The organism is Serratia sp. 2723 (genome assembly GCF_050434425.1).
Lineage (GTDB): Bacteria > Pseudomonadota > Gammaproteobacteria > Enterobacterales > Enterobacteriaceae > Chania.
Genome location: NZ_JBNDIN010000022.1, coordinates 1 through 26,199 on the forward strand (window position 1 = coordinate 1; position 26,199 = coordinate 26,199).

Consider the following 26,199-nt stretch of genomic DNA (forward strand, 5'->3'; position numbering starts at 1 on the left):
GTAAAAGAATCGGTGGAGCGGTAGTTCAGTTGGTTAGAATACCTGCCTGTCACGCAGGGGGTCGCGGGTTCGAGCCCCGTCCGTTCCGCCACTTATTTAAATTATGCCTGCTACTGTTAGCAGGCATAATGTTAAGCGTAATTTAGGGGCGTAGCTCAGTTGGTAGAGCACCGGTCTCCAAAACCGGGTGTCGCGAGTTCGAGTCTCTCCGCCCCTGCCATATTAGAAACCCTTTGCGAAAGCGAAGGGTTTTTTTTGCTTTCTACTCGCCTAGAATTGCCAGTCCTTCCGCTAACGCGTACAAAATTCCCGCCGAAATCGTTCCCAATTTAGACATTTCTAGCTGTATCTATGTACAAAATGGTTGTAATCCCGCGCTGTGATATCGCTCATCATTCCTGTCTGTATTTCAACTACACCTTATAAGCCCCACGAGTTTTTGGGCACACTCGATGAAAGCGAATACACCAACGGCCATCTCTGTCTGACGGGGTCAGGCAGAGCGAGGAGAAAAACATGGTTAAGCGTTTACTGTTAGCGGCCGCCGTCAGCGGCGTGTTGATGGGAGCGGCGCAGGCTGCCCCCTTGGTTGTCGGCTTTTCTCAGATTGGTTCTGAATCAGGATGGCGTTCGGCAGAAACCAAAGTGGCGAAGCTGGAGGCGGAAAAACGGGGTATTACGCTGAAAATCGCCGATGCGCAGCAAAAGCAGGAGAACCAGATCAAGGCGGTGAGATCCTTTATTGCTCAGGGCGTTGACGCCATCTTCATTGCGCCAGTGGTGGCAACCGGTTGGACCCCGGTATTGCAGGAAGCGAAAGAGGCCAACATTCCGGTCTTCCTGCTGGATCGCATGATCGAAGTGAACGATCCCTCGCTGTATACCGCTGCCGTCGCCTCTGACAGCGTCCATGAAGGGAAGGTCGCAGGAGAATGGCTGGTGAAAGAAGTGGCAGGCAAACCCTGTAACGTGGTGGAACTGCAAGGCACCGTCGGGGCCAGCGTGGCGATTAACCGCAAAAAAGGCTTTGCGGATGGAATTGCCTCTGCCGGTAACGTCAAAATCATTCGTTCGCAGTCCGGCGACTTTACTCGCAGCAAGGGTAAAGAGGTGATGGAAAGCTTTATCAAGGCCGAGCAGAACGGCAAAAACATCTGTGCCGTTTATGCACATAATGACGATATGGCCATTGGTGCCATCCAGGCGATCAAAGAAGCCGGTCTCAAACCGGGCTCACAGATCAAGGTTGTTTCCATCGATGGCGTGCCGGATATCTTTAAAGCGATGATGGAAGGGGAAGCCAACGCCACGGTTGAACTGACGCCAAATATGGCAGGGCCTGCGTTTGATGCCTTGATTGCGCTGAAAAAAGACGGCACACAGCCACAAAAATTTATCCAGACCGAGTCGAAACTGCTGCAGCCTGAAACGGCCAGACAGGAATACGATATGAAGAAAAGCATGGGATATTGATCGTTAACAGGCGGAGCAGATAATGGCTACACCTCAGGCAGCATTATTGGCAATAAGCGGGTTATCCGTGGAGTTTCCAGGTGTAAAAGCGCTGGAGCAGGTTGATTTCACACTACAACGCGGTGAGGTCGTGGCGCTTCTTGGGGAAAACGGCGCGGGCAAGTCCACGCTGATTAAGGCATTGACCGGTGTTTACCAACGCTCCGCCGGTGAGATCTGGCTAGAAGGCACCGCGATTGCGCCACAGAATACGGCCCAGGCGCAATCGTTGGGGATTGGCACCGTCTATCAGGAAGTTAACCTGCTGCCTAATATCTCGGTGGCCGCCAATCTGTTTATCGGCCGGGAACCTACCCGTTTTGGCCTGATCGATCAAAAAACCCTGTTGCGTAATGCCCGTAAGCTGCTGGAAGGTTATGGTTTACCGCTGGATGTCAGCCAGCCGCTGGGCAATTACTCGATCGCCATTCAGCAAATTGTCGCGATTGCTCGCGCCGTCGATCTCTCCGCCAAGGTGCTGATCCTGGATGAACCTACTGCCAGCCTGGATGCCAAGGAAGTCACCATGCTGTTGGATATTCTCAGCCAACTGCGATCTCAGGGAATGGGGATGATCTTCGTCACCCATTTTCTCGAACAGGTTTACCGCATCAGCGATCGTATTACGGTGTTGCGTAACGGCAAGCTGGTCGGGAGCCGTGTCACCGCCGAGTTGCCACGGCTCGAGTTGGTGCAGATGATGCTTGGCCACAGTTTTGATGAGACGCTGCTCAAACGCAGCGAACATCAGGCCGTGCAGGCACCGCCATTGGTGGAGTTTAGCGGTTATGGCCGACGCGGTATGGTTGAGCCTTTCGATCTGGCGCTACGGCCTGGGGAAATAGTCGGACTGGCTGGGTTATTGGGCTCGGGGCGTACCGAGACGGCACAACTGATCTTCGGTATTAAGGCTCGGGATAAAGGCACGGCAAAGGTTGAGGGCAAAACGGTGGCGATCCCAACGCCCCGTAAAGCGGCCAGCCTGGGATTTGGCTATTGCCCAGAAGATCGTAAGACCGACGGTATTGTCGGCGCGGCCACGGTAAGGGAAAACATCATTCTGGCATTACAGGCGCAGCGCGGTTGGTTACGGCCTCTCCCGTTGCGTGAGCAAACCCGAATTGCCGAGGATTTCATCAAGCTGCTGGGGATCCGCACACCGGGGCCGGAGCAGCAAATCCAGTACCTTTCCGGCGGAAACCAGCAGAAGGTGCTGCTTTCCCGCTGGTTGGCGACTAAACCCCGTTTCCTGATCCTGGATGAGCCAACCCGCGGCATTGACGTAGGGGCCCATGCGGAAATTATCCGCCTGATTGAACGGCTCTGTGATGAAGGGTTGGCACTGCTGGTTATTTCCTCCGAACTGGAGGAGCTGGCAGGCTATGCCGATCGCATCGTGGTATTACGCGATAGAAAACATGTGGCGCAGCTTGAACATGATGCCATTACGGTTCCCGCCATTATGCAGGCCATTGCCGTGCAACAGGGGGCAGCATGAACCACAGGAGTTTTCCCATGACCGGTGGACCGCGCAAAGTAAGGTGGGTAATGCCCGCCGGAGCGACGCAACTGGGGGCGCTGGCGGTGATTTTACTTATCGATAGCCTGGTCGCCCCCCATTTCTTTTCAATCCATATCCAGGATGGCCGTCTGTTTGGCAGCGTGATTGATATTTTTAACCGTGGCGCCCCTGTCGCGCTGCTTGCTTTGGGTATGACGTTAGTGATCGCCACCGGTGGGATCGATCTCTCCGTCGGTGCGGTAATGGCGATTGCCGGGGCGACCGCTGCCACCATGACCAGCGCTGGTTACCCATTGGCTTACATCCTGGGGGCTGCATTAGCGGTAGGGGCGCTGTGTGGTCTGTGGAACGGCTTTCTGGTCGCGGTGCTGCAAATCCAGCCGATAGTCGCCACCCTGATGCTGATGGTGGCCGGGCGCGGTATCGCGCAGTTGATTACCGAAGGGCAAATCGTCACCTTTGAGAGTGAAGGATTGGCCAAGCTCGGCAGCGGTGCGCTGATGTATCTGCCGATGCCAGTGATCATTGCCGCCATCATGCTGCTGCTGATTTGGTTACTGACGCGCAAAACCGCCTTGGGGCTGTTTATTGAGGCGGTCGGCATCAATTTGCGCTCGGCACGTAATGCTGGCGTCAGTACTCGCTGGGTGATTATTGCAGCGTATATCATTTGCGGCCTGTGTGCGGCGGTGGCGGGGGTTATCGTCACGGCGGATATCCGCGGTGCGGATGCCAACAATGCGGGCCTGTGGCTCGAACTGGATGCGATCCTGGCGGTGGTGATTGGCGGTGGGTCACTGCTAGGCGGGCGTTTTAATCTGCTGCTCTCCGTCGTCGGTGCATTAATTATTCAGGGTATGAATACTGGAATTCTGCTGTCGGGCTATAAACCGGAGTTTAACCTGGTGTTGAAAGCGGTGGTGGTATTGGCCGTGTTGTTGGTGCAATCCCCCAGTGTGTCATTACAGCGGCTGTGGCGGAGACGTAAATCATGATGAAACGTAACCTTCCCCTATTGATCACGATCGCGGTTTTCCTGCTGGGCTATGCCTTCTGCCTCAGCCAATTCCCCGGCTTCGCTTCCACCCGCGTCTGGTGCGATCTGCTGACCGACAACGCCTTTCTCGGCATTGTGGCCGTGGGCATGACCTTTGTGATCCTTTCCGGCGGCATCGATCTTTCTGTAGGCTCGGTGATCGCCTTTACCGGCGTACTGCTGGCCAAGCTGATTGGTACTTATGGTATTTATCCAGGTTATGCATTTGTCATTGCCCTGCTGATGGGAGCCTCGTTTGGCGCGCTGATGGGGTGGATCATTGACGTGCTAAAATTACCCGCCTTTATCATCACGCTGGCGGGAATGTTCTTCGTGCGCGGCATGAGTTTTATCGTGTCAGAAGAGTCTTTGCCAATCGATCACCCGCTGTATGCCACGTTGGCAAACTATGCCTGGAAAGTCCCCGGTGGTGGCCGATTTACCTTATTGGCACTGGTGATGTTGTTGGTCGTGGCGCTGGGCATGATCCTGGCGCATCGTACCCGTTTTGGCCATAACGTCTATGCCATTGGTGGTAATCCGGTATCCGCTGGGCTGATGGGGGTGCCGGTGCGGCGTACCACCATCCAGATTTACATGCTTTCCAGCACGCTGGCGGCCCTCTCCGGCATTATTTTCTCGTTATACACTTCCGCCGGTTACGCACTGGCTGCCAGCGGTGTCGAACTGGATGCCATTGCGGCGGTCGTCATTGGGGGAACGTTGCTGACCGGCGGTGTCGGCACCATCTTGGGTACCCTGTTTGGCGTGTTGATCCAGGGCTTAATCCAGAGTTACATCACTTTCGATGGCTCGCTCAGCTCCTGGTGGACCAAGATCGTCATCGGTATCCTGCTGTTTTGCTTTATCGGCCTCCAGAAGGCGATGAGCGCCTTTTGGCAGACCAGACGGGCGAAACCCCGGCATCCACGCCTGAAGCCGTCATAGCGGCTCAGGTTGCGGTATTTAAAGGTATTTTCAGCAGTTGGCGGATTAACGGCTGTTGGTCGCTGTTTTGCAGCCAGACGGCGTAAAGCGGGCGAATGATCGGCTGGGTATCTGCAACGGCGATCAGCTGAGGGTACTCTTTTTCCCACTGGCTGGGGAGAAAGGCGCAACCGCCGGTTGTCTCCAGCAATTGGCGCGTCAGATGTGCCGAAGTGGTGGTTAGCACGGGCACGTTGTCGCCCTCAAGCATGCGGGCTTCCTGTTGGTGAAAATCGGCCCCCCATTCCAGTTTGATGTAAGGCATGGGAGTTGGCATGTCGCGTAGCGATGAGGAAAACAGGCGTAGCGAGAAGTTACCCAACAGCTGGCTGGACAACTCATCCATCTTTGGCGGTTCGGTGGTGATTAGCAAATCGAGCTGTCTTTCATGTAGTTGCTTCACCAAAGAATGGCGCAGTGCCACCCTGGCTTCGAGCTGCAAGGCTTCCCGCTGCTGGTAGAGCGATTGCAGCCAGGGGGTAAGGTAAGCTTCCCATAGCGACGCGGTGGCACCGATAGAAAGTTCGCTGTGCTGTAGCGATCGCACCACCTCTTTCTTTGCCAACTGCCAAGTGTTCATCAGGCTCTCGGCATAGGGCAACAGCCGTTCTCCTGCGGGTGTCAGGCGGATGTTGTTGCGATGGCGGGTGAATAAATTCGCCCCTAATTGAGTTTCAAGCTGGCGGATACGGAAACTCACCGCAGACTGCGTTAAGTACAGGGATTCCGCTGCGCGGCCAAAGTGTCGCGTTCTACTGACCTCCAAAAAGGTTTTCAGTAATTCGGTGTCCACACCTATCTCCAAATTTTTTTATCGTTAAGATTTAAATGTTTTGTTTTACACGATGTCAAGCCTATCTAATACTCCGCGCCATAAACAGCACGGCCATGAGAGAATTAGGAGCGTGTCAGATGGCGGATAGCTTCACCACCAACAGTCGTTTTTTTGATAATAAAAACTATCCTCGCGGGTTCTCCCGTCACGGCGATTTCACCATTAAAGAAGCGCAATTGCTAGAGCGTTTCGGGTATGCGTTCAACGAGTTGGATGCCGGCAAACGCCAGCCAGCCACTGAAGAAGAACAGTTGTTCGTTGCAGTGTGTCGCGGTGAGCGTGAACCGGTGACCGAGCAAGAAAAAGTATGGTCTAAATATCTGGCGCGCACCCGCCGCCCGAAAAAATTCCATACGCTGTCAGGTGGCAAGCCGCAGGCTGATGCGGTAGAAGACTACACTGAAAGCGACGATTGATCATTATGGGGCCATTCGGCCCCATTTTCTATTCCAGACTGCGGTGTAGCTGCAGCAGCAGGCGATCCATACTGCGATAGCTGAGCGCTTCGCCGAGATGACGTTTATCAATCTGTTGTTCCCCCGCCAAATCGGCCAGCGTGCGTGCCACTTTCAGGATGCGATGCCAGGCTCGAACCGATAATCCCAACTGACTCAGCGTTTTCTCCAAAAAATCCGCCTCTGCCGTTGGCAAGTGGCAATCTCGATCCACTTCGCGGTTACTCAACAACGCATTCACCTTACCAGCCCGCGCCAGCTGATGCTCGCGAGCCACCAGTACCCGTTGACGTACCTGTTGGCTGCTTTCACCTGCATGGTGCTGCTTGGCCAACACACCGGGTGGCAGCAGTGGCACCTCAATCGACAAATCAAATCGATCGAGGAAGGGGCCGGAGAGCCTGCCTAGGTAACGCAAAATCTGTTGCGGTGGCGTGCGGTTGTGTATTCCCTGATAGTGCCCGGTTGGGCTAGGGTTCATCGCCGCAATCAGCTGCACTCGGGCAGGGAAGCGTACCTTGGCGCTGGCGCGTGAGATGACGATTTCACCGGATTCCAGTGGTTCACGTAGCGCGTCCAACACTCGCCGTTCAAATTCGGGTAACTCATCCAGAAACAGCACGCCGTTGTGCGCCATGGAGATTTCCCCTGGCCGTGGCAAGGAGCCTCCCCCAACCAGGGCGGCCATCGAAGCGCTATGGTGCGGCGCGCGAAATGGCCGCTGGCGCCATGGCAGGGGTTCATCCGGGTGGTGCAATAAGCTGGCAACGGCGACGCTTTCCAGCGCCTCTCGATCGGTTAACGGTGGTAACAAACCGTTGAGGCGGCTGGCCAGCATGGTTTTGCCGGTGCCCGGAGGGCCGAGTAACAGCAGGTTATGGCCCCCGGCAGCGGCGATTTCCAACGCGCGCTTTGCCTGCTCTTGGCCGATGACCTCCTGCAGGTCGGCCGTTTCCGTTGACGTGGCAGCTGCCGGAGGCGCTACGGCGATCGGTAGATCGCCTTTACCCTGCAAAAAGGCGCAAACTTCCAGCAAATGTTCTGCGATTCGGGTCGTGCTGTGGGGAAGCAACCCAGCCTCTTTGCCGTTGGCTGCCGCCAGTATCAGCTCACGCTTGGCCTCGGCAGCCGCTATTGCCGCCGGAATGGCACCGTGCACCGCTCTCAATGCGCCGGAAAGCGCCAGTTCGCCCAGAAACTCATAGTGCGCCAACTTATCTGTGGGCAGCTGCTCTGAGGCCGCCAGAATGGCCAGCGCAATAGGTAAATCATAACGCCCCCCTTCCTTAGGCAGATCGGCCGGTGCCAGATTGACGGTGATGCGTTTGGCCGGAAAGGTGAAGCCGTTGTTGATCAGTGCACTGCGCACCCGGTCACGGGCTTCTTTCACCGTGGTTTCCGGCAGGCCGACCAGCGTGAGGCCGGGTAATCCGTTGCTGATATGGACTTCAACCATGACCGAAGGCGCCTGCACGCCGATGGTGGCGCGGGTATAGATTACCGCCAGTGACATATTGCTCTCCTCGCTGAAGGCAACATGATGCGGGAACGGCCCGATAGCCGCGCGTGAGTCATCATCAAATTGCGTAGTGCTACAAAATTAAAATTAATTTATTTCATCATGTTAGCGATATTTTTCGAGCCGGTACGCATTTCGCCGTAATACCCATTAACAATTACGGGAAAGCTGAAACAAATTAGCAGGCTAACCAAGTTGCAACAGCAGGGCTAATGGGTGTATTTAACAATTGGTTAAAATAAAAATCACTTCTTTAACAAAGCCCCGACCGCTACCGCACTCGCTGCGGCCGCCGCTAAACCTGATAACTTTGTACTCTACGGTAGGGATAACACTATGTTTGGTTGGACTCCGCTGCAGCGCAATGCGGCAATTGCCAGCTTTTCAAGCTGGACGCTCGACGCTTTCGATTTCTTTGTGCTGGTCTTCCTGCTCAGCGATATTGCTCAGGCTTTTCAGGTGGGGATGGAGGAAGTCACCCTGGCGATCCTGCTGACGCTGGCGGTGCGCCCGATTGGCGCGCTGATCTTTGGCCGTGCAGCGGAAAAGTATGGCCGTAAACCGATCCTGATGTTGAATATCGTGTTTTTCTCGGTATTTGAGCTGTTGTCGGCGGCTGCTCCTTCTTTGACCGTCTTCCTGTTGCTGCGCGTGCTTTACGGTGTGGCGATGGGGGGCATCTGGGGCGTGGCCTCTTCGCTGGCGATGGAAAGCATCCCAGACCGTTCGCGCGGCCTGATGTCCGGTATTTTCCAGGCGGGGTATCCGTTTGGCTATCTGTTGGCGGCGGTGGCCTACGGTCTGTTGTTTGAAGTGGTTGGCTGGCGCGGTATGTTTGTGATTGGGGCTGCACCGATCCTGCTGCTGCCCTTTATTTACTTCTGCGTGGAAGAGTCGCCGGTGTGGCTGGCGGCGCGGGCACGTAAAGAAAGCACCGCTTTGCTGCCCGTCCTGAAGAGCCATTGGAAGCTGTGTTTCTATCTGGTGTTGTTGATGGCGGCGTTTAATTTCTTCTCTCACGGCACTCAGGATATGTACCCGGCCTTCCTGAAAATTCAGCACGGTTTCGATCCTAAAACCGTCAGTATCATCGCCATTAGCTACAATATCGCGTCCATTATCGGCGGTATTTTCTTTGGTGCCCTGTCGGAAAAAATTGGCCGCAAGAAAGCCATTATTATTGCTGCCCTATTGGCGTTACCGGTGATCCCGCTGTGGGCTTTCGCCAGCGGTTCGTTCATGCTGGGGCTGGGGGCGTTCATGATGCAATTCATGGTACAGGGTGCGTGGGGGGTGATCCCAACCTACCTCAACGAACTGGTGCCAGCGAATACTCGCGCGGTATTGCCAGGGTTTGTTTACCAACTGGGTAACCTGATTGCTTCGGTGAATGCCACCTTGCAGGCCGCGATTGCGGAACATCATGGGCAAAACTACGGCCTGGCGATGGCGATAATCGCCGGGACGGTGGTGATCGTGATCGCGGTACTGGTGTATTTTGGCAAGGATACGCGCGGTAAAGCGATAGCGGTGGAAAGTAAAGCGCCTGGTGCCGGTGTTAACGTTTGAATTTAATGCGTTTTGTTGCAGCTTTGATCCGGTAGCGCCGAATAATAACGCAAAAAAAGTGTTGTCATGTTACCGGCTGCTATGGTAACTCTGTAGGCATTAGTTCGAAACGAGCACAGTGAACAACCCGATTATGAAAGCCCTAGCCCAAGTGATTAGCCTAGTCGTGATTAGCGTGGTGGTGATTATTATCCCACCGTGCGGGGCTGCACTTGGACGAAGAAAGGCTTAGAAAACAAGCCTGAATCGCAAGATAACCCCCGCACCCAAAAGGTCCGGGGGTTTTTTTATGCCAAGAAAATGTGAACAAGGAGCAGAGAATGACCAACAGAATAAAATCCTGCACTTCCCGCAGCAAGGCGGGGAAATAACCATGAATGGTGCTCAGTGGGTAGTTCAAGCGTTGCGTGCGCAGGGGGTAGACAAGGTATTCGGCTATCCTGGTGGTGCGATCATGCCGGTCTACGATGCGTTGTATGACGGCGGGGTTGAACATCTGCTGTGTCGTCATGAGCAGGGTGCGGCGATTGCGGCAATTGGCTATGCTCGCTCCAGCGGCAAAGTTGGCGTCTGTATCGCCACCTCAGGCCCTGGCGCGACCAACCTGATCACCGGGTTGGCGGATGCGCTGCTGGACTCGGTGCCAGTGGTTGCGATCACCGGTCAGGTAGGTTCTGCGCTTATCGGTACCGATGCTTTTCAGGAGATCGATGTTCTGGGCCTGTCTCTGGCCTGTACCAAACACAGTTTCCTGGTGGAGTCGCTGGAAGCGCTGCCAGGGATCATGGCGGAGGCTTTTGCCATCGCCACCAGCGGCCGCCCAGGCCCGGTACTGATCGACATCCCGAAAGACATCCAACTGGCGCAGGGCGATTTACCTCCTCATCTGATGCCGGTAGAAGATCAGTTCGAACATCCCACAGCAGAGTTGGCCATGGCCACGCAGCTGCTGGCACAGGCGAAGAAGCCGATGCTGTATGTGGGCGGTGGCGTGGGGATGGCACAGGCCGTCCCGGCATTACGGGAATTTGTCGAGCTGACGCAGATCCCAACGGTGGCGACCTTGAAAGGCTTGGGGGCACCGGATGCCAACCATCCGTATTATCTCGGCATGTTGGGTATGCATGGTACCAAAGCTGCCAACTTCGCCGTGCAGGAGTGCGATTTATTGATAGCCGTGGGCGCGCGTTTTGACGACCGGGTGACCGGCAAGCTGAACGCCTTTGCGCCGCAGGCCAAGGTGATCCACATGGATATCGACCCGGCGGAAATGAGCAAGCTGCGTCAGGCGCATGTGGCCCTGCAAGGGGATCTGAAGGCGCTGCTGCCAGCGCTGCAACAACCAATGCAGATTGCCCCCTGGCTGCAACGGGTGGCCGAACTGAAAGAAACCCACCCTTGGCGTTACGACCACCCGGGCCAACCGATTTATGCTCCGTTACTGCTCAAGCAACTGTCTGAACGCAAACCGGCTAATACCGTAGTGACCACCGACGTGGGCCAGCACCAGATGTGGACGGCGCAGCACATGAGCTTTGAACGCCCTGAGAACTTCATCACCTCCAGCGGGCTGGGGACGATGGGCTTCGGCATCCCCGCAGCGGTAGGGGCACAGATGGCACGCCCGGAGGACATGGTGATCTGCGTGTCCGGGGATGGTTCCTTCATGATGAACGTGCAGGAGTTGGGCACCATCAAACGCAAACAGTTACCGCTGAAAATCGTGTTACTGGATAACCAGCGTTTAGGCATGGTTCGCCAGTGGCAGCAACTGTTCTTTGATGGTCGTTACAGCGAAACCAACCTCTCCGATAACCCCGACTTCCTGATATTGGCCAGCGCCTTCGGTATTCCCGGCCAACGTATTACCCGCAAAGACCAGGTTGCAGACGCGCTCGATACCTTGCTTAACAGCGAAGGGCCTTATCTGCTGCAGGTTTCCATTGATGAACTCGAGAACGTCTGGCCGCTGGTGCCGCCGGGCGCAGGCAACGAAACCATGTTGGAGAAAGTATCATGATGCAGCATCAACTCTCGATCCAGGCCCGCTTCCGCCCTGAAATGTTAGAGCGCGTATTGCGCGTTGTCCGTCACCGTGGCTTCCAGGTTTGTGCTATGAATATGGCTTCGGGCAGCAATAGCGACGATATTAATATTGAATTGACCGTTGCCAGCCAGCGCCCTGTGGATTTACTGTCATCTCAGTTAAGCAAACTGATGGATGTCTCCAGCGTTGAGATCCAGCAACAATCATCACAACAAATACGCGCCTGATTGCGCAAAAGGAACAGAACAATGACGAAGAAAGCCGATTATATCTGGTTCAATGGTGAGATGGTTCCCTGGGCCGATGCCAAGGTTCACGTAATGTCGCATGCGCTGCACTACGGAACGTCGGTATTTGAAGGAGTTCGTTGCTATGACTCCCATAAAGGCCCGGTGGTATTCCGTCACCGTGAACATATGCAGCGTCTGCATGACTCGGCCAAAATTTACCGCATGCCGGTAACGCAAAGCGTCGATGAGCTGATGGAAGCCTGCCGCGCCACGCTGCGTAAAAACAATCTGGTCAGCGCTTATATTCGTCCTTTGGTGTTTGTGGGTGATGTTGGCATGGGCGTTAATCCACCGGCTGGCTATAAAACCGACGTGATTATCGCGGCGTTTCCTTGGGGCGCGTATCTGGGTGAAGAAGCGCTGGACCAAGGTATCGATGCGATGGTCTCTTCCTGGCACCGTGTGGCACCAAACACCATTCCTACCGCGGCGAAAGCCGGGGGCAACTACCTTTCCTCACTGCTGGTGGGCAGCGAAGCACGCCGCCACGGCTATCAGGAAGGTATCGCGCTGGACGTTCACGGCTATATCTCTGAAGGTGCAGGCGAGAACCTGTTTGAAGTGAAAGACGGCGTGCTGTTTACTCCACCATTCACCTCTTCTGCCCTGCCAGGCATCACGCGTGACGCGATCATCAAGCTGGCAAAAGATATGGGCTTCGAAGTGCGCGAGCAGGTGCTTTCCCGTGAGTCTCTATACCTGGCGGACGAAGTGTTTATGTCCGGCACCGCGGCGGAAATCACGCCGGTGCGCAGCGTGGATGGTATTCAGGTGGGGATCGGCAAGTGCGGCCCAATTACCAAGCAGATCCAGCAGGCATTCTTTGGCCTGTTCAGCGGCAAAACCGAAGACAAGTACGGTTGGTTGGATCCGGTAAATCAATAACGACAGACAACACTAAACGGATGGTTCGTTCGCCGTCCGTAATATGACTATATTTTGGAGTGAAGAGCATGCCTAAGTACCGTTCCGCCACCACCACCCACGGCCGCAACATGGCGGGTGCCCGCGCATTATGGCGCGCGACCGGGATGACCGACGACGATTTCGGCAAACCGATTATTGCGGTGGTCAACTCCTTCACCCAGTTTGTGCCGGGCCATGTGCATCTGCGCGACCTGGGCAAGCTGGTTGCAGAACAGATCGAAGCCTCCGGCGGCGTTGCCAAAGAGTTCAACACCATTGCGGTGGATGACGGGATCGCCATGGGCCACGGCGGCATGCTCTATTCTCTGCCATCGCGCGAGCTGATCGCCGACTCGGTAGAGTATATGGTGAATGCCCACTGCGCCGATGCGATGGTGTGTATCTCCAACTGCGACAAGATCACCCCAGGAATGCTGATGGCGTCACTGCGCCTGAATATTCCGGTGATCTTCGTTTCCGGCGGCCCGATGGAAGCCGGTAAAACCAAGCTTTCCGACAAAATCATCAAGCTGGATCTGATCGATGCGATGATCCAGGGTGCCAACCCGAACGTCAGCGACGCCGACAGCGCGCAGATCGAGCGTTCCGCTTGCCCAACCTGCGGCTCGTGCTCCGGGATGTTTACCGCCAACTCCATGAACTGTCTGACCGAAGCGTTGGGTCTGTCCCAACCGGGCAACGGCTCGTTGCTGGCAACCCATGCCGATCGTAAAGATCTGTTCCTCAATGCCGGTAAGCGCATCGTCGAACTGACCAAGCGTTACTATGAGCAGGATGATGAGAGCGCGCTGCCACGCAGCATCGCCAACAAGGCGGCGTTCGAAAACGCCATGACGCTGGACATTGCGATGGGCGGCTCCACCAATACCGTGTTGCACCTGTTGGCTGCGGCACAGGAAGGCGAGATCGACTTCGCTATGGCGGATATCGATCGTCTATCCCGCAAAGTGCCACACCTTTGCAAGGTGGCGCCAAGCACTCAGAAATACCATATGGAAGACGTACACCGTGCCGGTGGCGTGCTGGCCATTCTTGGCGAGCTGGATCGCGCCGGGCTGATGAACCGCGATGTGGATAACATCCTGGGGATGAAGCTGCCAGAGACCCTGGAAAAGTACGACATCATGCTGACCCAGGATGAGGCCGTGAAGAAAATGTTCCGCGCAGGCCCGGCGGGTATCCGCACTACTCAGGCATTCTCACAGGACTGCCGTTGGGACACCTTGGACAACGATCGTGCCGATGGCTGTATCCGCTCATTGGAAAATGCCTTCAGCCTGGAAGGTGGTCTGGCGGTGCTGTATGGCAACATGGCGGAAGACGGCAGTATCGTTAAAACCGCCGGTGTGGATCAAGACAACCTGACCTTCCGTGGGCCAGCCAAAGTTTATGAGAGCCAGGATACGGCCGTTGAGGCGATCCTGGGTGGCAAAGTGGTGGCAGGCGACGTGGTAGTGATCCGTTACGAAGGGCCAAAAGGCGGGCCTGGCATGCAGGAAATGCTCTACCCAACCACCTATCTGAAATCGATGGGGCTGGGCAAAGTCTGTGCACTGATCACCGATGGTCGCTTCTCTGGCGGTACTTCCGGTTTATCCATTGGTCACGTTTCGCCGGAAGCGGCCAGCGGTGGCCTGATTGCGCTGGTGGAAGAAGGGGACATGATCGATATCGATATCCCGAAGCGCAGCATGGTGCTGGATGTGCCAGAGAGCGTACTGGCTGCACGCCGTGAGGCGGAACTGGCACGCGGTGATGCGGCCTGGACACCGAAAGCGCGTGAGCGCCAGGTCTCTTATGCGTTACGAGCTTACGCTACGCTGGCCACCAGTGCAGACAAGGGCGCAGTGCGAGACAAGAGCAAGCTGGGAGGCTAACGATCATGGCGGTATCACAACCCCTACCCGATGCCCCCTGTGGCGCGGAATATTTGCGAGCGGTGCTCCGCTCGCCGGTTTACGAGGTGGCTCAGGTCACCCCGTTACAGACAATGGGCAAGATCTCTGCGCGCCTCGGCAATACCATTCTGGTGAAGCGCGAAGATCGCCAGCCGGTGCACAGCTTTAAGCTGCGTGGGGCTTACGCGATGATTGCCAGCCTGGATGAAGAGCAGAGGGCGCGTGGCGTAGTCACGGCCTCTGCGGGCAACCATGCTCAGGGCGTGGCCTTTTCCGGCAACCGTTTGGGGATCAAAACCCTGATCGTGATGCCGGTGTCGACGGCAGATATCAAGGTTGATGCGGTGCGGGGCTTCGGTGGTGAAGTGTTACTGCACGGTGCCAACTTCGATGAAGCCAAGATCAAGGCGATTGAGCTTTCACAACAGCAGGGCATGACCTTTGTGCCCCCGTTCGATCACCCGGCAGTGATTGCCGGGCAGGGTACTTTGGCGATGGAGCTGTTGCAGCAGGACGCGCACCTGGACCGGGTGTTTGTCCCGGTAGGCGGCGGCGGCCTGGCGGCCGGTGTGGCGGTGCTGATCAAGCAGTTGATGCCGCAAATCAAAGTGATTGGCGTAGAAGCCGAGGATTCGGCCTGCCTGCGTGCAGCGCTGGATGCCGGGCAGCCGGTCGATCTGGCGCGCGTCGGGCTGTTTGCCGAAGGCGTCGCGGTCAAGCGTATCGGTGATGAAACCTTCCGCCTGTGCCGTGAATACCTGGATGATGTGATCACCGTAGACAGCGATGCGATCTGCGCAGCGGTGAAAGATCTGTTCGAAGACGTGCGGGCCATCGCTGAACCTTCTGGCGCACTGGCGTTGGCGGGGCTGAAAAAATACGTGCAACAGCACAATATTCAGGGCGAGCGGCTGGCCCACGTGCTTTCCGGTGCCAACGTGAATTTCCACGGCCTGCGCTACGTTTCCGAACGCTGCGAACTGGGCGAACAACGCGAAGCGCTGCTGGCGGTGACCATTCCAGAACAGAAGGGCAGCTTCCTGAAGTTCTGCCAGCTGCTGGGGGGCCGTGCGGTCACCGAGTTCAACTACCGCTATGCCGATGCCGACAACGCCTGCATCTTTGTCGGTGTCCGCCTGACCAGAGGTCATGCCGAGCGGCTGGAAATCATCGATGAGCTGAACCGCGATGGCTATCAGGTGGTGGATCTGTCCGACGATGAGATGGCGAAACTGCACGTGCGTTACATGGTCGGCGGGCGGCCTTCGAAACCGCTGCGTGAGCGTCTGTACAGCTTTGAGTTCCCGGAATCACCGGGCGCACTGCTCAAGTTCCTGCAAACGCTGGGTACGCACTGGAATATTTCGCTGTTCCACTACCGCAGCCACGGCACCGATTTTGGTCGCGTGTTGGCAGGGTTTGAGCTTTCGCAGACCGAGCCAGAGTTTGAGCAGCACCTGCAGGCGTTGGGTTACGACTGCCATGATGAGACCGACAACCCGGCCTTCCGGTTCTTCCTGCAAGGCTGACATCGGCGACAAGGATAGCGTATGAGTAATGAGTTCACCGGGTTCAGCCAACAAGGGCTGGACTTCCTGCAACAGGTGCGGATCGAGAACGACAAGGAGTGGTTTGATGCCAATCGGGGCGTGTATGACCGTGAGCTGTTAACGCCGTTTCGTTCGCTGGTGGATGCGCTGAGTCCTGCGATGCTGATGATTGACCCGCAGTTTGAAACCCGTCCGGCCATTGGCAAAACGCTGTCGCGCATTCATCGCGACACGCGTTTTTCCCATGATAAATCCCGCTATCGTAGCCGCATGTGGCTGACCTTCAAGCGGCCAAGCAAAGACTGGAAGCTGGCACCGGTGTATTTCTTTGAGCTGGGGCCGGACATGCTGCGTTATGGCCTGGGCTATTACAGCGCCGACAAAGCGACCATGGATCTGTTTCGCCATACCCTGCTGCGCAGGCCACAGCCGTTTTTGGCGGTGGCCGAGTGCTGCCGCGCGCCGTTCGAGCTGGTGGGGGAAAGCTATAAGCGCCCGTTGGTGAAAGAGCAGGCGGCGGAAATTGCCACCTGGTACAACCGCAAATCCTTTGCGGTGATGGCCACAGATAACCAGGTGGAAAAGCTGTTCAGCGCCGATCTGGTCGCTACCCTGACCCAGAGTTTCCAGCAGTTGGAGCCGCTGTACCAGTGGCTGATGCAGGTGGAAGCGATGAAGCAGATCGACCCTGCGGATTTATGAGAGCAAACGCCAGAACGCCTCAATCAGCGGTTCGTTGAGGCGTTTTTTCGGCACGCAGACCCCCAGTTCGAACGGTTCGACCATCGAGATATTCTCCAACTGAGAGATGCGGTTGCGAACTGGCTCCGGGCTATTGTCCACCACCACGCTGGGGATCAGCGCGATCCCGCAGCCTAATGCCACCATCGAAACAATTGCCTCATGCCCACCGACGGTGGCGTAAATCAGCGGGTTGGTGATGTGCTGGCGGCGGAACCACAGCTCGATGCGTTTTCGTGACGGGCCATGCTCCGGCAGGATAAACGGCATGTTGGCCCAGTCTGGCTGTTCGGCAAGCGCCTGCGTTCGTACTGCACAGGGCAGAGCAGGGGCAATCAGCACCAGCGGGATCTCACCGATTTGGGTGAAGGCGACGCTGGTGGGCAGCGTTTCTGGTCGCCCGGCGATACCAAGGTCGGCCTCGTTGGACTGTACTTTGTCCACCGCATCGGCAGCATCACCGGTGGTTAGCTTGATTTCAACCAGGGGATGCTGGGCACGGAAGCGATCGAGGATCGGTGGCAGATGGCTGTAAGCGGCGGTGACCGAGCAGAACAAACGCAGTTCGCCACTCAGAGAAGGGCCATGCTGGCCAAGCGCATGCTTCAACTGCTGATACTGCAGCAGCGTTTGTTGAGCAAACACTTTCAGCTGTTCACCCGCATCGGTCAGCTCTACGGTGCGGTTATCACGCAGAAACAGCGGTTGCCCAAGCGTTTCTTCCAGCCGCTGGATCTGGCGGGAAAGCGTAGAGGGGCTGACGTGCATCGCCTTGGCGGTACGGCCAAAGTGATGGCTTTCCGCCAGGTGTAGGAACAGCTTGAGATCACGTAAGTCCATAATCAGTTCGCTCGCAGCGGGGTGTTGCAGAAATTGCAACGTCACGTTCGTAATATATCAATTTAAGCAACGCAATTCCTGTTATACATTGGTTTCAACGGATCCCGTACCGACAGGGCGGGGATGAGAATAATATTGCACGACACAACATCTAACTGGAGCATCACCATGGCTAACTATTTCAACACATTGAACCTGCGTCAGCAGCTGGCGCAATTGGGTAAGTGCCGTTTCATGGCGCGTGACGAATTTGCGGATGAAGCCGGTTACCTGAAAGGGAAAAAAGTGGTGATTGTCGGCTGTGGTGCTCAGGGTCTGAACCAGGGTCTGAACATGCGTGATTCCGGCCTGGACGTGGCCTATGCGCTGCGTAAAGAAGCGATTGCCGAGAAGCGTGCCTCATGGCGCAAAGCCACCGAGAACGGCTTCAAGGTTGGCACCTATGAAGATCTGATCCCGCAGGCCGATCTGGTAGTTAACCTGACGCCAGACAAGCAGCACACCTCAGTAGTTCGTGCCGTACAGCCGCTGATGAAAGATGGTGCTGCGCTGGGCTACTCCCACGGCTTCAACATCGTTGAAGTTGGCGAGCAGGTTCGTAAAGACATCACCGTAGTGATGGTTGCACCTAAGTGCCCAGGTACTGAAGTACGTGAAGAATACAAACGTGGTTTCGGCGTGCCGACGCTGATCGCGGTTCACCCGGAAAACGATCCAAAAGGCGAAGGCATGGCGATTGCCAAGGCATGGGCGGCAGCCACCGGCGGCCACCGTGCAGGCGTGCTGGAATCTTCCTTCGTGGCAGAAGTGAAATCTGACCTGATGGGCGAGCAGACTATCCTGTGCGGTATGCTGCAGGCGGGTTCTCTGCTGTGCTTCGACAAGCTGGTCTCCGAAGGGACCGACCCGGCTTACGCTGAAAAACTGATCCAGTTCGGCTGGGAAACCATCACCGAAGCGCTGAAGCAGGGCGGTATCACCCTGATGATGGACCGCCTGTCCAACCCGGCGAAACTGCGTGCCTATGCGCTGTCTGAGCAGTTGAAAGGCATCATGGCTCCGCTGTTCCAGAAGCACATGGACGACATCATCTCTGGCGAATTCTCCAGCGGTATGATGGCAGACTGGGCCGCAGACGATGTGAAACTGCTGACCTGGCGTGAAGAGACCGGTAAAACCGCTTTCGAAACCGCACCACAGTTTGAAGGCAAAATCAGCGAGCAGGAATACTTCGACAACGGCGTACTGATGGTAGCAATGGTGAAAGCGGGCGTTGAACTGGCCTTCGAAACCATGGTGGATTCAGGCATCATCGAAGAGTCTGCTTACTACGAATCTCTGCACGAGCTGCCGTTGATCGCCAACACCATCGCGCGTAAGCGTCTGTATGAAATGAACGTGGTGATCTCGGATACCGCAGAATACGGTAACTACCTGTTCTCTTATGCAGCGGTACCGTTGCTGAAAGAGTTCATGACTACCCTGCAGGCGGGCGATCTGGGTAAATCCGTTGCTGGTACCACCGTTGATAACGCGCAGCTGCGTGACGTGAACGAAGCGGTGCGCAACCACCCGATCGAATCCGTTGGCCGCAAACTGCGCGGTTATATGACCGATATGAAACGTATCGCGGTAGCAGGTTAAGCACCAAGATTGTAACGGCCCGATTATCGGGCCAACTAAAAAGGCCAGCATTGTTGCTGGCCTTTCGCCTATCTGGACGATGGAAATTACTGCGGCATCGCTTCGCGTGGGATAATGGCCCCGCGATATTGGATCACCGTGCTGGCGGTCAGGTGGCCACGTTTGGCCGCGCTAACGGCATCACCACCGGTCAGGCGCATAGCCAGATAACCTGCGCTGAAGGAATCCCCGGCGGCGGTGGTATCAATCACTTTTTCTTTTGGCAGTTTGACCGCTGGTACGTCGTGGGTTTCCCCATCGGCGCTAAACACCAGGCAGGAGTCTGCGCCACGCTTAATCACAATCTCACTCACGCCAAAGTCACGCGTGCGGCTCACCACCTGTTCAACCGGCTGCTTGCCCCACAGTAAATCTTCATCATCCAGCGTCAGGAAGGCGATGTCGGTACAGGCCAGGATCTCGCGATAGGCCTGCTGGGTCTCTTGCTGGCTTTGCCACAGCCGTGGCCGATAGTTGTTATCGAAGATCACTTTGCCGCCGTTGGAACGGCATTGGCGCAGCAGAGTCAGCAGTTTGGCCCGGCTGGCCGGGTTGAGGATCGCCACGCTGATGCCGCTCAGATACAGGTAATCAAACTGCGCCAGCTGTGCGCACAGGCTTTCTGCCTGCGGGCCATCCAGCCAGTAGCGGGCGGCCGCATCGTTACGCCAATAATAGAAGGTGCGCTCGCCGGTATCGTCGGTTTCGATCACGTACAGCCCCGGCAGCTTGTTGTCCAACTGTTGGATCAGATCGGTTTTCACCTGCTCCTGCTGCCAGGTTTGCAGCATTTCCCGGCTGAAACTGTCGGTGCCGAGCGCGGTGACGTAATGGACGTTCAGCGCCTGTTGCGGCACCTGGCGGGCGATATAGACGGCAGTGTTGAGGGTGTCGCCGCCGAATCCACGGCTGAGATCGGCGCCTTTCTGCGACAGTTCGATCATGCATTCGCCGATCACGGCGAGGTTTTTGCTGTTCATGATAATCCCTGGCTTGATGATGAGTCTGGTTGCTGCGAATACGCTCAGTCTCAACGCAAGGGCGAAGCGAGTCAATAGGAATAAAACAGCGTTTTAATTAGTTTATGATCGCGATCGGGAAACGCGTGGTTTCCCGCCGCTGAGGAAGGAAAACTACTTGGCCGCCGCGCGCAGATCGGTGACGCATTGACCACCAATCCCCCAGTTATCGGTCTCCACCTCATCGATCACTACTACGGTAGTGGCAGGGTTTTTGCCGAGCGTATCGACCAACAGCTGGGTTACGCCAGCAATCAGCTGTTTTTTCTGCTCAGCGGTTGCACCCTCGCGGGTAATTTTGATATTTACGTAGGGCATTTTATTTTCCTCTTGTTATAAAAAAGTTGCATGTAGGTAATGGCCTAATGTAGAGAGCTTTGAACAGGGCTTAAAGTTTTATTGTGCATTGCCGATAACAAGATCGACGAATTTTCCGGCAACGTTATCGTTCCCATTCCCTAATGGCGAAAGTACCAATGATAACCAACATGATCTCTGGTCTACTGACGCCATTGTTTGCCGCCTGGCAGCGTGCCAAAGTCTTCCGTTACTGGCGGCAGTGTCGGCGTTTGTATACTTTTCAACCCATTTACCGCACCTGTGGTAAACTGTTGGCGGTGGAGTTGCTCACGGCGGTACATCATCCGGCAGCACCGGATAAGCCAGTATCCCCAGAGCATTACTTTGCCGCGCTTGGGCTACGCCAGCGCCTGGCGGTCATTCAGGAACAGCTCAATTTACTGCAGCAGTGGCAGATCTTGTTTACCCGTCACGCATTGATGGTGTCGATCAATATCGATGGCAAGGCATTGCAGGCACTGCAACGGCATCCGGCGATGCAGCGGCAAATCAGCATCATGCCTTACCTGCGTTTTGAGTTGGTGGAGCAGGCAGACAGAGCGTTGAATGGGCCACTGCAGCACATCCCCGGGGCGGAGCGCCTGTGGTTGGATGATTTTGGCAGCGGGCTGGCGAATTTCTCTGCGGTCAGTAGTTGGCGTTATCAGTATATCAAGGTGGCGCGCGAGCTGTTTATGCTGCTCAAGCAAAGCGATGAGGGCATCCAGCTGTTTTTTACCCTGGTGCGCCTGATGAGCCAGCACAGTGACGGGGTGATTGTCGAAGGGGTAGAAACAGAGCAGGAATGGCGGCTGGTGCAGCGCTCTGGCGCGTTTGCAGCCCAAGGGTATTACCTTAGCCGCCCTGCACATTTTGACCAACTGAAAACGCTACCTACACGGTTTATTGTCCCCACCCCCTGACCCACTAGCTCCCAAAGCGTGAACTCTGGCCTATCCTCGACTAGGCTTTTAAGTAGGCTGAGGCCCTCAATTGGGTCAGTCAGCTATCGCCTCAAGGGAGCTGTTATGACAAGAACGGGCAAAACTTTTAGCTGGATTGGCGGCATCGTGCTGCTGATCAGCGTGGTTTTGGTGGTGTTCATTACCACTTTCGATTGGAACCGTCTCAAACCCACCATCAATAGCAAAGTCTCTGCCGAGCTGCAGCGCCCGTTTGCTATTCGTGGCGATCTGGGCGTTAACTGGGAACGTCACCAGGATGAGGGGGGCTGGCGTGCCTGGGTACCTTGGCCACATATCCACGCCGAAGATATTATGTTGGGCAACCCGGACAGGATACCTGGCGACGAGATGATCACACTGCAACGCGTCGATGCCTCGATCGCACCATTGGCGCTACTGGGCAAAGAGGTGCTGATCCCGCGTATCTGGTTGAAACAGCCAAATGCCTCGCTACAGCGCCTGGCGAACGGTGACAATAACTGGACCTTCAACCTGGCCAACAGCGCCGATAAAGACCCCAACCAACCGCAGTCAGACTGGTCGGTCAGCATTCACGATATCGTGTTTGATCGCGGCCAGATTGATTTTAAAGATGCCACGCTCAAGGCCGATTTCCAGGCGCTGATCGACCCGCTCGGCAAGCCTCTGCCCTTTAGTGAAGTTGCGGGTAAGCAGCCGGGGGATAAAGCGACGACGCCGGATTATGTCTTCGGCTGGAAGGTAAAGGGAAAATACCATGGCGAAGTCCTGTCTGGCAGCGGCAAGATGGGTGGCATGTTGTCACTGCAAAGCGCTGATATTCCGTTCCCGTTGCAGGCCGATGTCCGTTCCGGCAATACCAGAGTGCAGGTCGCGGGGACGTTGTCCGATGCGCTGAACCTTGGCGGTCTGGATCTACGGCTGAAGTTCTCCGGTGACAGCCTGGGAAACCTGTATGCGCTGACCGGCGTGTTGTTACCGAATACCCCTCCTTACTCTACCGATGGTCATCTGATCGCCCAGTTGCATCAACCGGGCGGTGCGGTATTCCAGTATCAGGGCTTTGACGGCAAGATCGGTGACAGCGATATCCATGGGGATTTGAAGTACGTTGCGAGCCACCCTCGGCCCAAGTTGAGTGGAGAGGTGCTTTCCAAACAGCTGCGTTTTGCCGATCTTGCGCCATTGATCGGTGCGGACTCCAATCAGCAGAAAGCCAATCGCGGCGAGAAGACCCGCCAGCCGAGCGACAAAGTGCTGCCGGTTGAGAAGTTCGAAACCAAAAGCTGGGGGGTAATGGATGCCGACGTCAAATTTACCGCCAAACGCATTGAGCATGGCAGTTCGCTGCCGCTGAGCGATCTGAATACCCACCTTAAGCTGGATAACGCGGTGATCCTGATGGACCCGCTGCGCTTCGGCGTGGCCGGGGGGAACCTGAATGCCACCGTCCGTCTTGATGGTAGCAAGAGCCCGATGCAGGGCCGGGTGGATATGCATGCGCGTAAGTTCCAACTGAAACAGCTGCTGCCGAACGTGGAGTCGATGAAGCGCAGCCTGGGAGAATTGAACGGCGATGCCAAATTGACAGGCAGCGGCAACTCGGTAGCCGACTTGCTGGCGACCAGCAGCGGCGACCTGCGCCTGCTGATCAATGACGGCGTGATCAGCCGCAGCCTAATGGAAATTCTGGGCCTGAACGTAGGCAACTATCTGGTAGCTCAACTGTTTGGCGATGACGAGGTGGGGATCAACTGTGCGGCGGCGGATGTCGGCATTCGCAGCGGGTTGGCGACGCCACGGCTGTTCGTGTTTGATACGGAAAACGCCATCATCAACATCACTGGCAACATCAATTTCGCCACCGAACGGCTGGATCTGTCCATCGACCCGGAAAGCAAAGGGATGCGGGTGCTGACCCTGCGTTCACCACTGTATGTCAAAGGGACGTTTAAAAAACCGGACGCTGGCGTGAAGGCCGGGCCGCTGATTGCTCGCGGGGTGGCTGCGGTGGCATTGGGTGTGGTGGTTGCCCCGGCAGCAGCGTTGCTGGCTCTGGTGTCACCGAGTGACGGCGGCGAACAGAACCAGTGTGGCAAGATCCTGCAGCAGATGAAGAATAAGAAGTGACCCAAGATTACTGTAGTACCTGGCAGTTGTGATCCTGGATCTCTTCGGCGGAGGCCAGATTCAGCTGCCATAGGTTACGTTTCACAGCCAACAGCAGGAAATCCCCTCTCGGCAAGGCCGTCATCGCCATGCCGTAGCTCCCCATGCTTTCACGTGCGCCCTCAACGCCCTGAGCCAGCAAACGGAATGCCCCAAGCTGCTTGAGTTCAGCGGCGCTGGCGCGGCGAGCCAAATAATCATGCCCCAGCAATCCACCGGGTAGCGGCTGCCAGCTTTCGCTGAAATCCCCTTGCAGCTGCGCCAGCCGGGTTTTTACCGCCGGTTGCAGGCAGGAGATGTGAATATGCAGCTGATTTTGCGTACGGCCGTATTCGGAGTTGATCGCCAGCGAGATGGCAGCATCGTCGATCGGTTTACCGAGTTTATCTGCCATAAAATGCCGGGCCTGCCAGGCTAAGGCGAAGAAGTTGGCGGTGTTGGGCTGTAATACCTGAGGGCTTTCGATGCCAGTGATTTTGGCCGTTGGCATCAACAGGTACTGCAACGGCCCATTGCGGTCTTTCAGCACCACGAACCCTGCCTGCTCATCCACCTGTGCGCAGGGGGCCGGATTATGGTTTTGTTGCTGATTAGGCAGGCATTGCTGGCTGACGATATGCCACAGTGCATCCGGGTGGGCCGGTTTCAGCCAGAAATAGGCGGCAATGGCGATAATAATCAGCAACGTTACAGACAAACAGAGCCAACGGCGCAACGACATAGTTAGGTTTCCTCAGCAAAGGGAGGGATAGCATAACTGGGTTTTGTGACAACAGACAAACGGCCCCCATAGGCAGGGGGCCGGGAGAGGATTACAGCGACTTGTGGCGGGTTTCTTTCATCAGCAGCAGCGCGATCAGCGTCAGGCTGGCCATGGCCGCCAGGTACATGCCAACGTAGAACAGCCCGTAGTTGTTGGCCAACCAGGTCGCAATATAAGGCGCTACCGAAGCCCCCAGGATCGAGGCCACGTTATACGAGAACGAGGCCCCGGTGTAGCGCACTTCTGTTGGGAACAGTTCAGGCAGCAGCGCGCCCATCGGGCCAAAGGTCAGGCCCATAATGCTCAACCCAAGCAGCAGGAAAGCCATCACCAACAGCTGATTGCCTGAGCCCAGCATGCTCGGGAACAGGAAGGCAAAGCCGATCATCAACAGAGTGATGACAATCATGGTCTTGCGGCGGCCAAAGGCATCGGCCAGCAAACCGGCGATCGGCACCATCACGCCAAAACCAATCACCGCTACCATCAGCATCCACAGGAAGCTGTTGCGTGAATAGCCTAACCCCAGCGGCTCTGCGGCCGTGCCGTAGGTCATGGAGTAAACGGTCATCAGGTAGAACAGCGTATAGGTTGCCAGCATGATGAAGGTACCCAGGATGGTGGCCTTTTTGTGCTTGCTCAGCAGCGTCCCGAGCGGAACCTTGACCTGTTTGCCCGCCTTGGCCACTTTGGCAAAAACCGGGGTTTCATGTAGCGAAATACGCACATACAGGCCAACCAGCACCAGTGCGGCAGAGAGGATAAACGGCACGCGCCAGCCCCAGGTCATGAACTGTTCGTCAGTCAGCAGCCAGGAGAGCAGCAGGAAGGTGCCGTTGGCGAAGAAGAAGCCGATCGGCGCACCCAGCTGTGGGAACGATCCGTACAGCGCACGCTTGTTGGCTGGCGCATTCTCGGTGGCCAGCAACGCAGCACCGCCCCATTCGCCACCCAGACCCAGACCTTGGCCAAAGCGCGCCAGCGCCAGCAGGATCGGTGCAAAGATGCCAATGGTTGCATAGCTTGGCAGCAGGCCGATCAGCACGGTGGAAATCCCCATGGTCAGCAGTGAAGCCACCAAAGTCACCTTCCGCCCGACGCGATCGCCGAAGTGGCCGAACAGGGCAGAGCCGATTGGCCGCGCCACAAAGGCGATGGCGAAGGTGGCCAGCGATTGCAGCGTGGCGGCGGCAGGATCGCCCTGTGGGAAGAAGATATGCGGGAATACGATCACCGCAGCGGTGGCATAAATATAGAAATCAAAGAACTCGATGGCGGTACCAACCAGAGAGGCGACGATGACTTTTCCCCGGGAGTTAACCGGTGTGGACGCGGCATCGGCGTCCAAGGGGGTTGCGATGGTGGCTTGCATAGTTATTTCTTATATTTTGACTAGGGAAAAATTCATCTTAGTCATAGCAAAATGGCTTTTCAACGGGGAGGGTTTGTACTATCTGGCAAATAAACTGTTAAAAAGATTAATGTTTTAGCGATGATGTTTTATTTGGTCTTAAACGTGGCAAAGTGAGCAGTATACAGAGATAACAACTGGAA

23 protein-coding genes and 2 tRNA genes are annotated in these 26,199 nt (G+C 56.1%); 18 read left to right on the forward strand and 7 right to left on the reverse strand.

The genetic code is table 11. The features are described 5' to 3' along the window. Positions 1-14: 14 nt before the first annotated feature. The 6 genes from ABIE29_RS22510 (at position 15) to yjfF (ending at position 5,018) form a co-directional block, all read left to right on the forward strand. Positions 15-91: transfer RNA gene (locus tag ABIE29_RS22510), tRNA-Asp, on the forward strand. Positions 92-144: 53 nt separating this feature from the next. Continuing rightward, a tRNA-Trp gene (locus ABIE29_RS22515) sits at positions 145-220 on the forward strand. Positions 221-516: 296 nt separating this feature from the next. Further along, positions 517-1,473, forward strand: coding sequence for a galactofuranose ABC transporter, galactofuranose-binding protein YtfQ (gene ytfQ, locus ABIE29_RS22520; protein WP_429621461.1), 957 nt, complete (start codon positions 517-519; stop codon positions 1,471-1,473). Between the two features lie 22 nt (positions 1,474-1,495). Further along, the gene (ytfR, locus tag ABIE29_RS22525) at positions 1,496-3,010 is read left to right on the forward strand and encodes a galactofuranose ABC transporter, ATP-binding protein YtfR (RefSeq protein ID WP_429621463.1); all 1,515 of its coding nucleotides are present in this window, start codon (positions 1,496-1,498) and stop codon (positions 3,008-3,010) included. After that, entirely contained in the window at positions 3,007-4,029 is a 1,023-nt protein-coding gene (ytfT, locus tag ABIE29_RS22530; RefSeq protein ID WP_429621465.1) for a galactofuranose ABC transporter, ATP-binding protein YtfT, read from the forward strand. Before ytfR ends, ytfT begins: the two co-directional genes overlap by 4 nt. Beyond that, a complete protein-coding gene (gene yjfF / locus ABIE29_RS22535) occupies positions 4,026-5,018 on the forward strand; it encodes a galactofuranose ABC transporter, permease protein YjfF (protein WP_429621467.1) in 993 nt (330 codons plus the stop codon). The genes ytfT and yjfF overlap by 4 nt, the downstream gene beginning before the upstream one ends. Positions 5,019-5,022: 4 nt before the next feature. Here the strand turns inward: yjfF and hdfR are convergent, their stop codons facing one another. Further along, positions 5,023-5,850, reverse strand: a complete 828-nt coding sequence (gene hdfR, locus ABIE29_RS22540) for an HTH-type transcriptional regulator HdfR (RefSeq protein WP_429621469.1) — start codon at positions 5,848-5,850, stop codon at positions 5,023-5,025. 119 nt (positions 5,851-5,969) lie between these two features. On the opposite strand from hdfR, the gene ABIE29_RS22545 reads away from it, so the two are divergent. Then, positions 5,970-6,308 (forward strand): DUF413 domain-containing protein, encoded by a 339-nt coding sequence (locus ABIE29_RS22545; RefSeq protein ID WP_021181829.1) that lies wholly within the window; start codon positions 5,970-5,972, stop codon positions 6,306-6,308. A gap of 28 nt (positions 6,309-6,336) precedes the next feature. On the opposite strand, the gene ABIE29_RS22550 is transcribed toward ABIE29_RS22545, so the two are convergent. After that, the gene (locus ABIE29_RS22550) at positions 6,337-7,860 is read right to left on the reverse strand and encodes a YifB family Mg chelatase-like AAA ATPase (RefSeq protein WP_429621471.1); all 1,524 of its coding nucleotides are present in this window, start codon (positions 7,858-7,860) and stop codon (positions 6,337-6,339) included. A 342-nt stretch (positions 7,861-8,202) separates the two neighbouring features. On the opposite strand from ABIE29_RS22550, the gene ABIE29_RS22555 reads away from it, so the two are divergent. From ABIE29_RS22555 to ABIE29_RS22590, 8 genes are all read left to right on the forward strand, one after another. Continuing rightward, positions 8,203-9,435, forward strand: coding sequence for an MFS transporter (locus ABIE29_RS22555; protein WP_429621473.1), 1,233 nt, complete (start codon positions 8,203-8,205; stop codon positions 9,433-9,435). Positions 9,436-9,568: 133 nt separating this feature from the next. Beyond that, positions 9,569-9,667, forward strand: a complete 99-nt coding sequence (ilvL, locus tag ABIE29_RS22560; RefSeq protein ID WP_071681478.1) for an ilv operon leader peptide — start codon at positions 9,569-9,571, stop codon at positions 9,665-9,667. Between the two features lie 141 nt (positions 9,668-9,808). Further along, on the forward strand, positions 9,809-11,455 hold the full coding sequence (gene ilvG / locus ABIE29_RS22565) for an acetolactate synthase 2 catalytic subunit (RefSeq protein ID WP_429621520.1): 1,647 nt from the start codon (positions 9,809-9,811) through the stop codon (positions 11,453-11,455). Then, positions 11,452-11,709: an acetolactate synthase 2 small subunit gene (gene ilvM / locus ABIE29_RS22570; RefSeq protein WP_021181824.1), complete on the forward strand. Its 258-nt coding sequence runs from the start codon at positions 11,452-11,454 to the stop codon at positions 11,707-11,709. Before ilvG ends, ilvM begins: the two co-directional genes overlap by 4 nt. Before the next feature lie 21 nt (positions 11,710-11,730). Further along, positions 11,731-12,657 (forward strand): branched-chain-amino-acid transaminase, encoded by a 927-nt coding sequence (ilvE, locus tag ABIE29_RS22575; protein ID WP_021181823.1) that lies wholly within the window; start codon positions 11,731-11,733, stop codon positions 12,655-12,657. Positions 12,658-12,725: 68 nt separating this feature from the next. Next, entirely contained in the window at positions 12,726-14,576 is a 1,851-nt protein-coding gene (gene ilvD, locus ABIE29_RS22580; protein WP_429621475.1) for a dihydroxy-acid dehydratase, read from the forward strand. 5 nt (positions 14,577-14,581) lie between these two features. Next, complete coding sequence (gene ilvA, locus ABIE29_RS22585; protein ID WP_429621477.1) at positions 14,582-16,126, forward strand: threonine ammonia-lyase, biosynthetic; 1,545 nt, start codon at positions 14,582-14,584, stop codon at positions 16,124-16,126. Positions 16,127-16,147: 21 nt separating this feature from the next. Continuing rightward, entirely contained in the window at positions 16,148-16,849 is a 702-nt protein-coding gene (locus ABIE29_RS22590) for a DUF2461 domain-containing protein (protein WP_429621479.1), read from the forward strand. Here ABIE29_RS22590 and ilvY read toward each other — a convergent pair. Continuing rightward, positions 16,844-17,728 carry an HTH-type transcriptional activator IlvY gene (gene ilvY / locus ABIE29_RS22595; protein WP_429621481.1) on the reverse strand — a complete coding sequence of 295 codons (885 nt, stop codon included), beginning with the start codon at positions 17,726-17,728 and terminating at the stop codon, positions 16,844-16,846. The genes ABIE29_RS22590 and ilvY overlap by 6 nt on opposite strands. A gap of 168 nt (positions 17,729-17,896) precedes the next feature. Between ilvY and ilvC the strand changes: the two genes are divergently transcribed. Further along, entirely contained in the window at positions 17,897-19,372 is a 1,476-nt protein-coding gene (gene ilvC / locus ABIE29_RS22600) for a ketol-acid reductoisomerase (RefSeq protein ID WP_021181818.1), read from the forward strand. Between the two features lie 86 nt (positions 19,373-19,458). Here ilvC and ABIE29_RS22605 read toward each other — a convergent pair whose 3' ends face one another. Together ABIE29_RS22605 and ABIE29_RS22610 are read right to left on the reverse strand one after the other, a co-directional pair. After that, positions 19,459-20,391 carry a sugar kinase gene (locus ABIE29_RS22605; protein ID WP_429621483.1) on the reverse strand — a complete coding sequence of 311 codons (933 nt, stop codon included), beginning with the start codon at positions 20,389-20,391 and terminating at the stop codon, positions 19,459-19,461. 153 nt (positions 20,392-20,544) lie between these two features. Continuing rightward, positions 20,545-20,748, reverse strand: coding sequence for a 2-hydroxymuconate tautomerase family protein (locus tag ABIE29_RS22610; protein ID WP_021181815.1), 204 nt, complete (start codon positions 20,746-20,748; stop codon positions 20,545-20,547). Positions 20,749-20,891: 143 nt separating this feature from the next. Here ABIE29_RS22610 and pdeH point away from each other — a divergent pair, with 143 nt between their 5' ends. Continuing rightward, positions 20,892-21,692, forward strand: a complete 801-nt coding sequence (pdeH, locus tag ABIE29_RS22615) for a cyclic-guanylate-specific phosphodiesterase (protein ID WP_429621485.1) — start codon at positions 20,892-20,894, stop codon at positions 21,690-21,692. A 105-nt stretch (positions 21,693-21,797) separates the two neighbouring features. Further along, a complete protein-coding gene (locus ABIE29_RS22620) occupies positions 21,798-23,843 on the forward strand; it encodes an AsmA family protein (RefSeq protein WP_429621487.1) in 2,046 nt (681 codons plus the stop codon). Between the two features lie 7 nt (positions 23,844-23,850). On the opposite strand, the gene ABIE29_RS22625 is transcribed toward ABIE29_RS22620, so the two are convergent. Further along, entirely contained in the window at positions 23,851-24,603 is a 753-nt protein-coding gene (locus ABIE29_RS22625; protein ID WP_429621489.1) for a CDP-diacylglycerol diphosphatase, read from the reverse strand. Between the two features lie 91 nt (positions 24,604-24,694). Then, positions 24,695-26,017, reverse strand: a complete 1,323-nt coding sequence (locus ABIE29_RS22630; RefSeq protein ID WP_429621491.1) for an MFS transporter — start codon at positions 26,015-26,017, stop codon at positions 24,695-24,697. Positions 26,018-26,199: the final 182 nt, after the last annotated feature.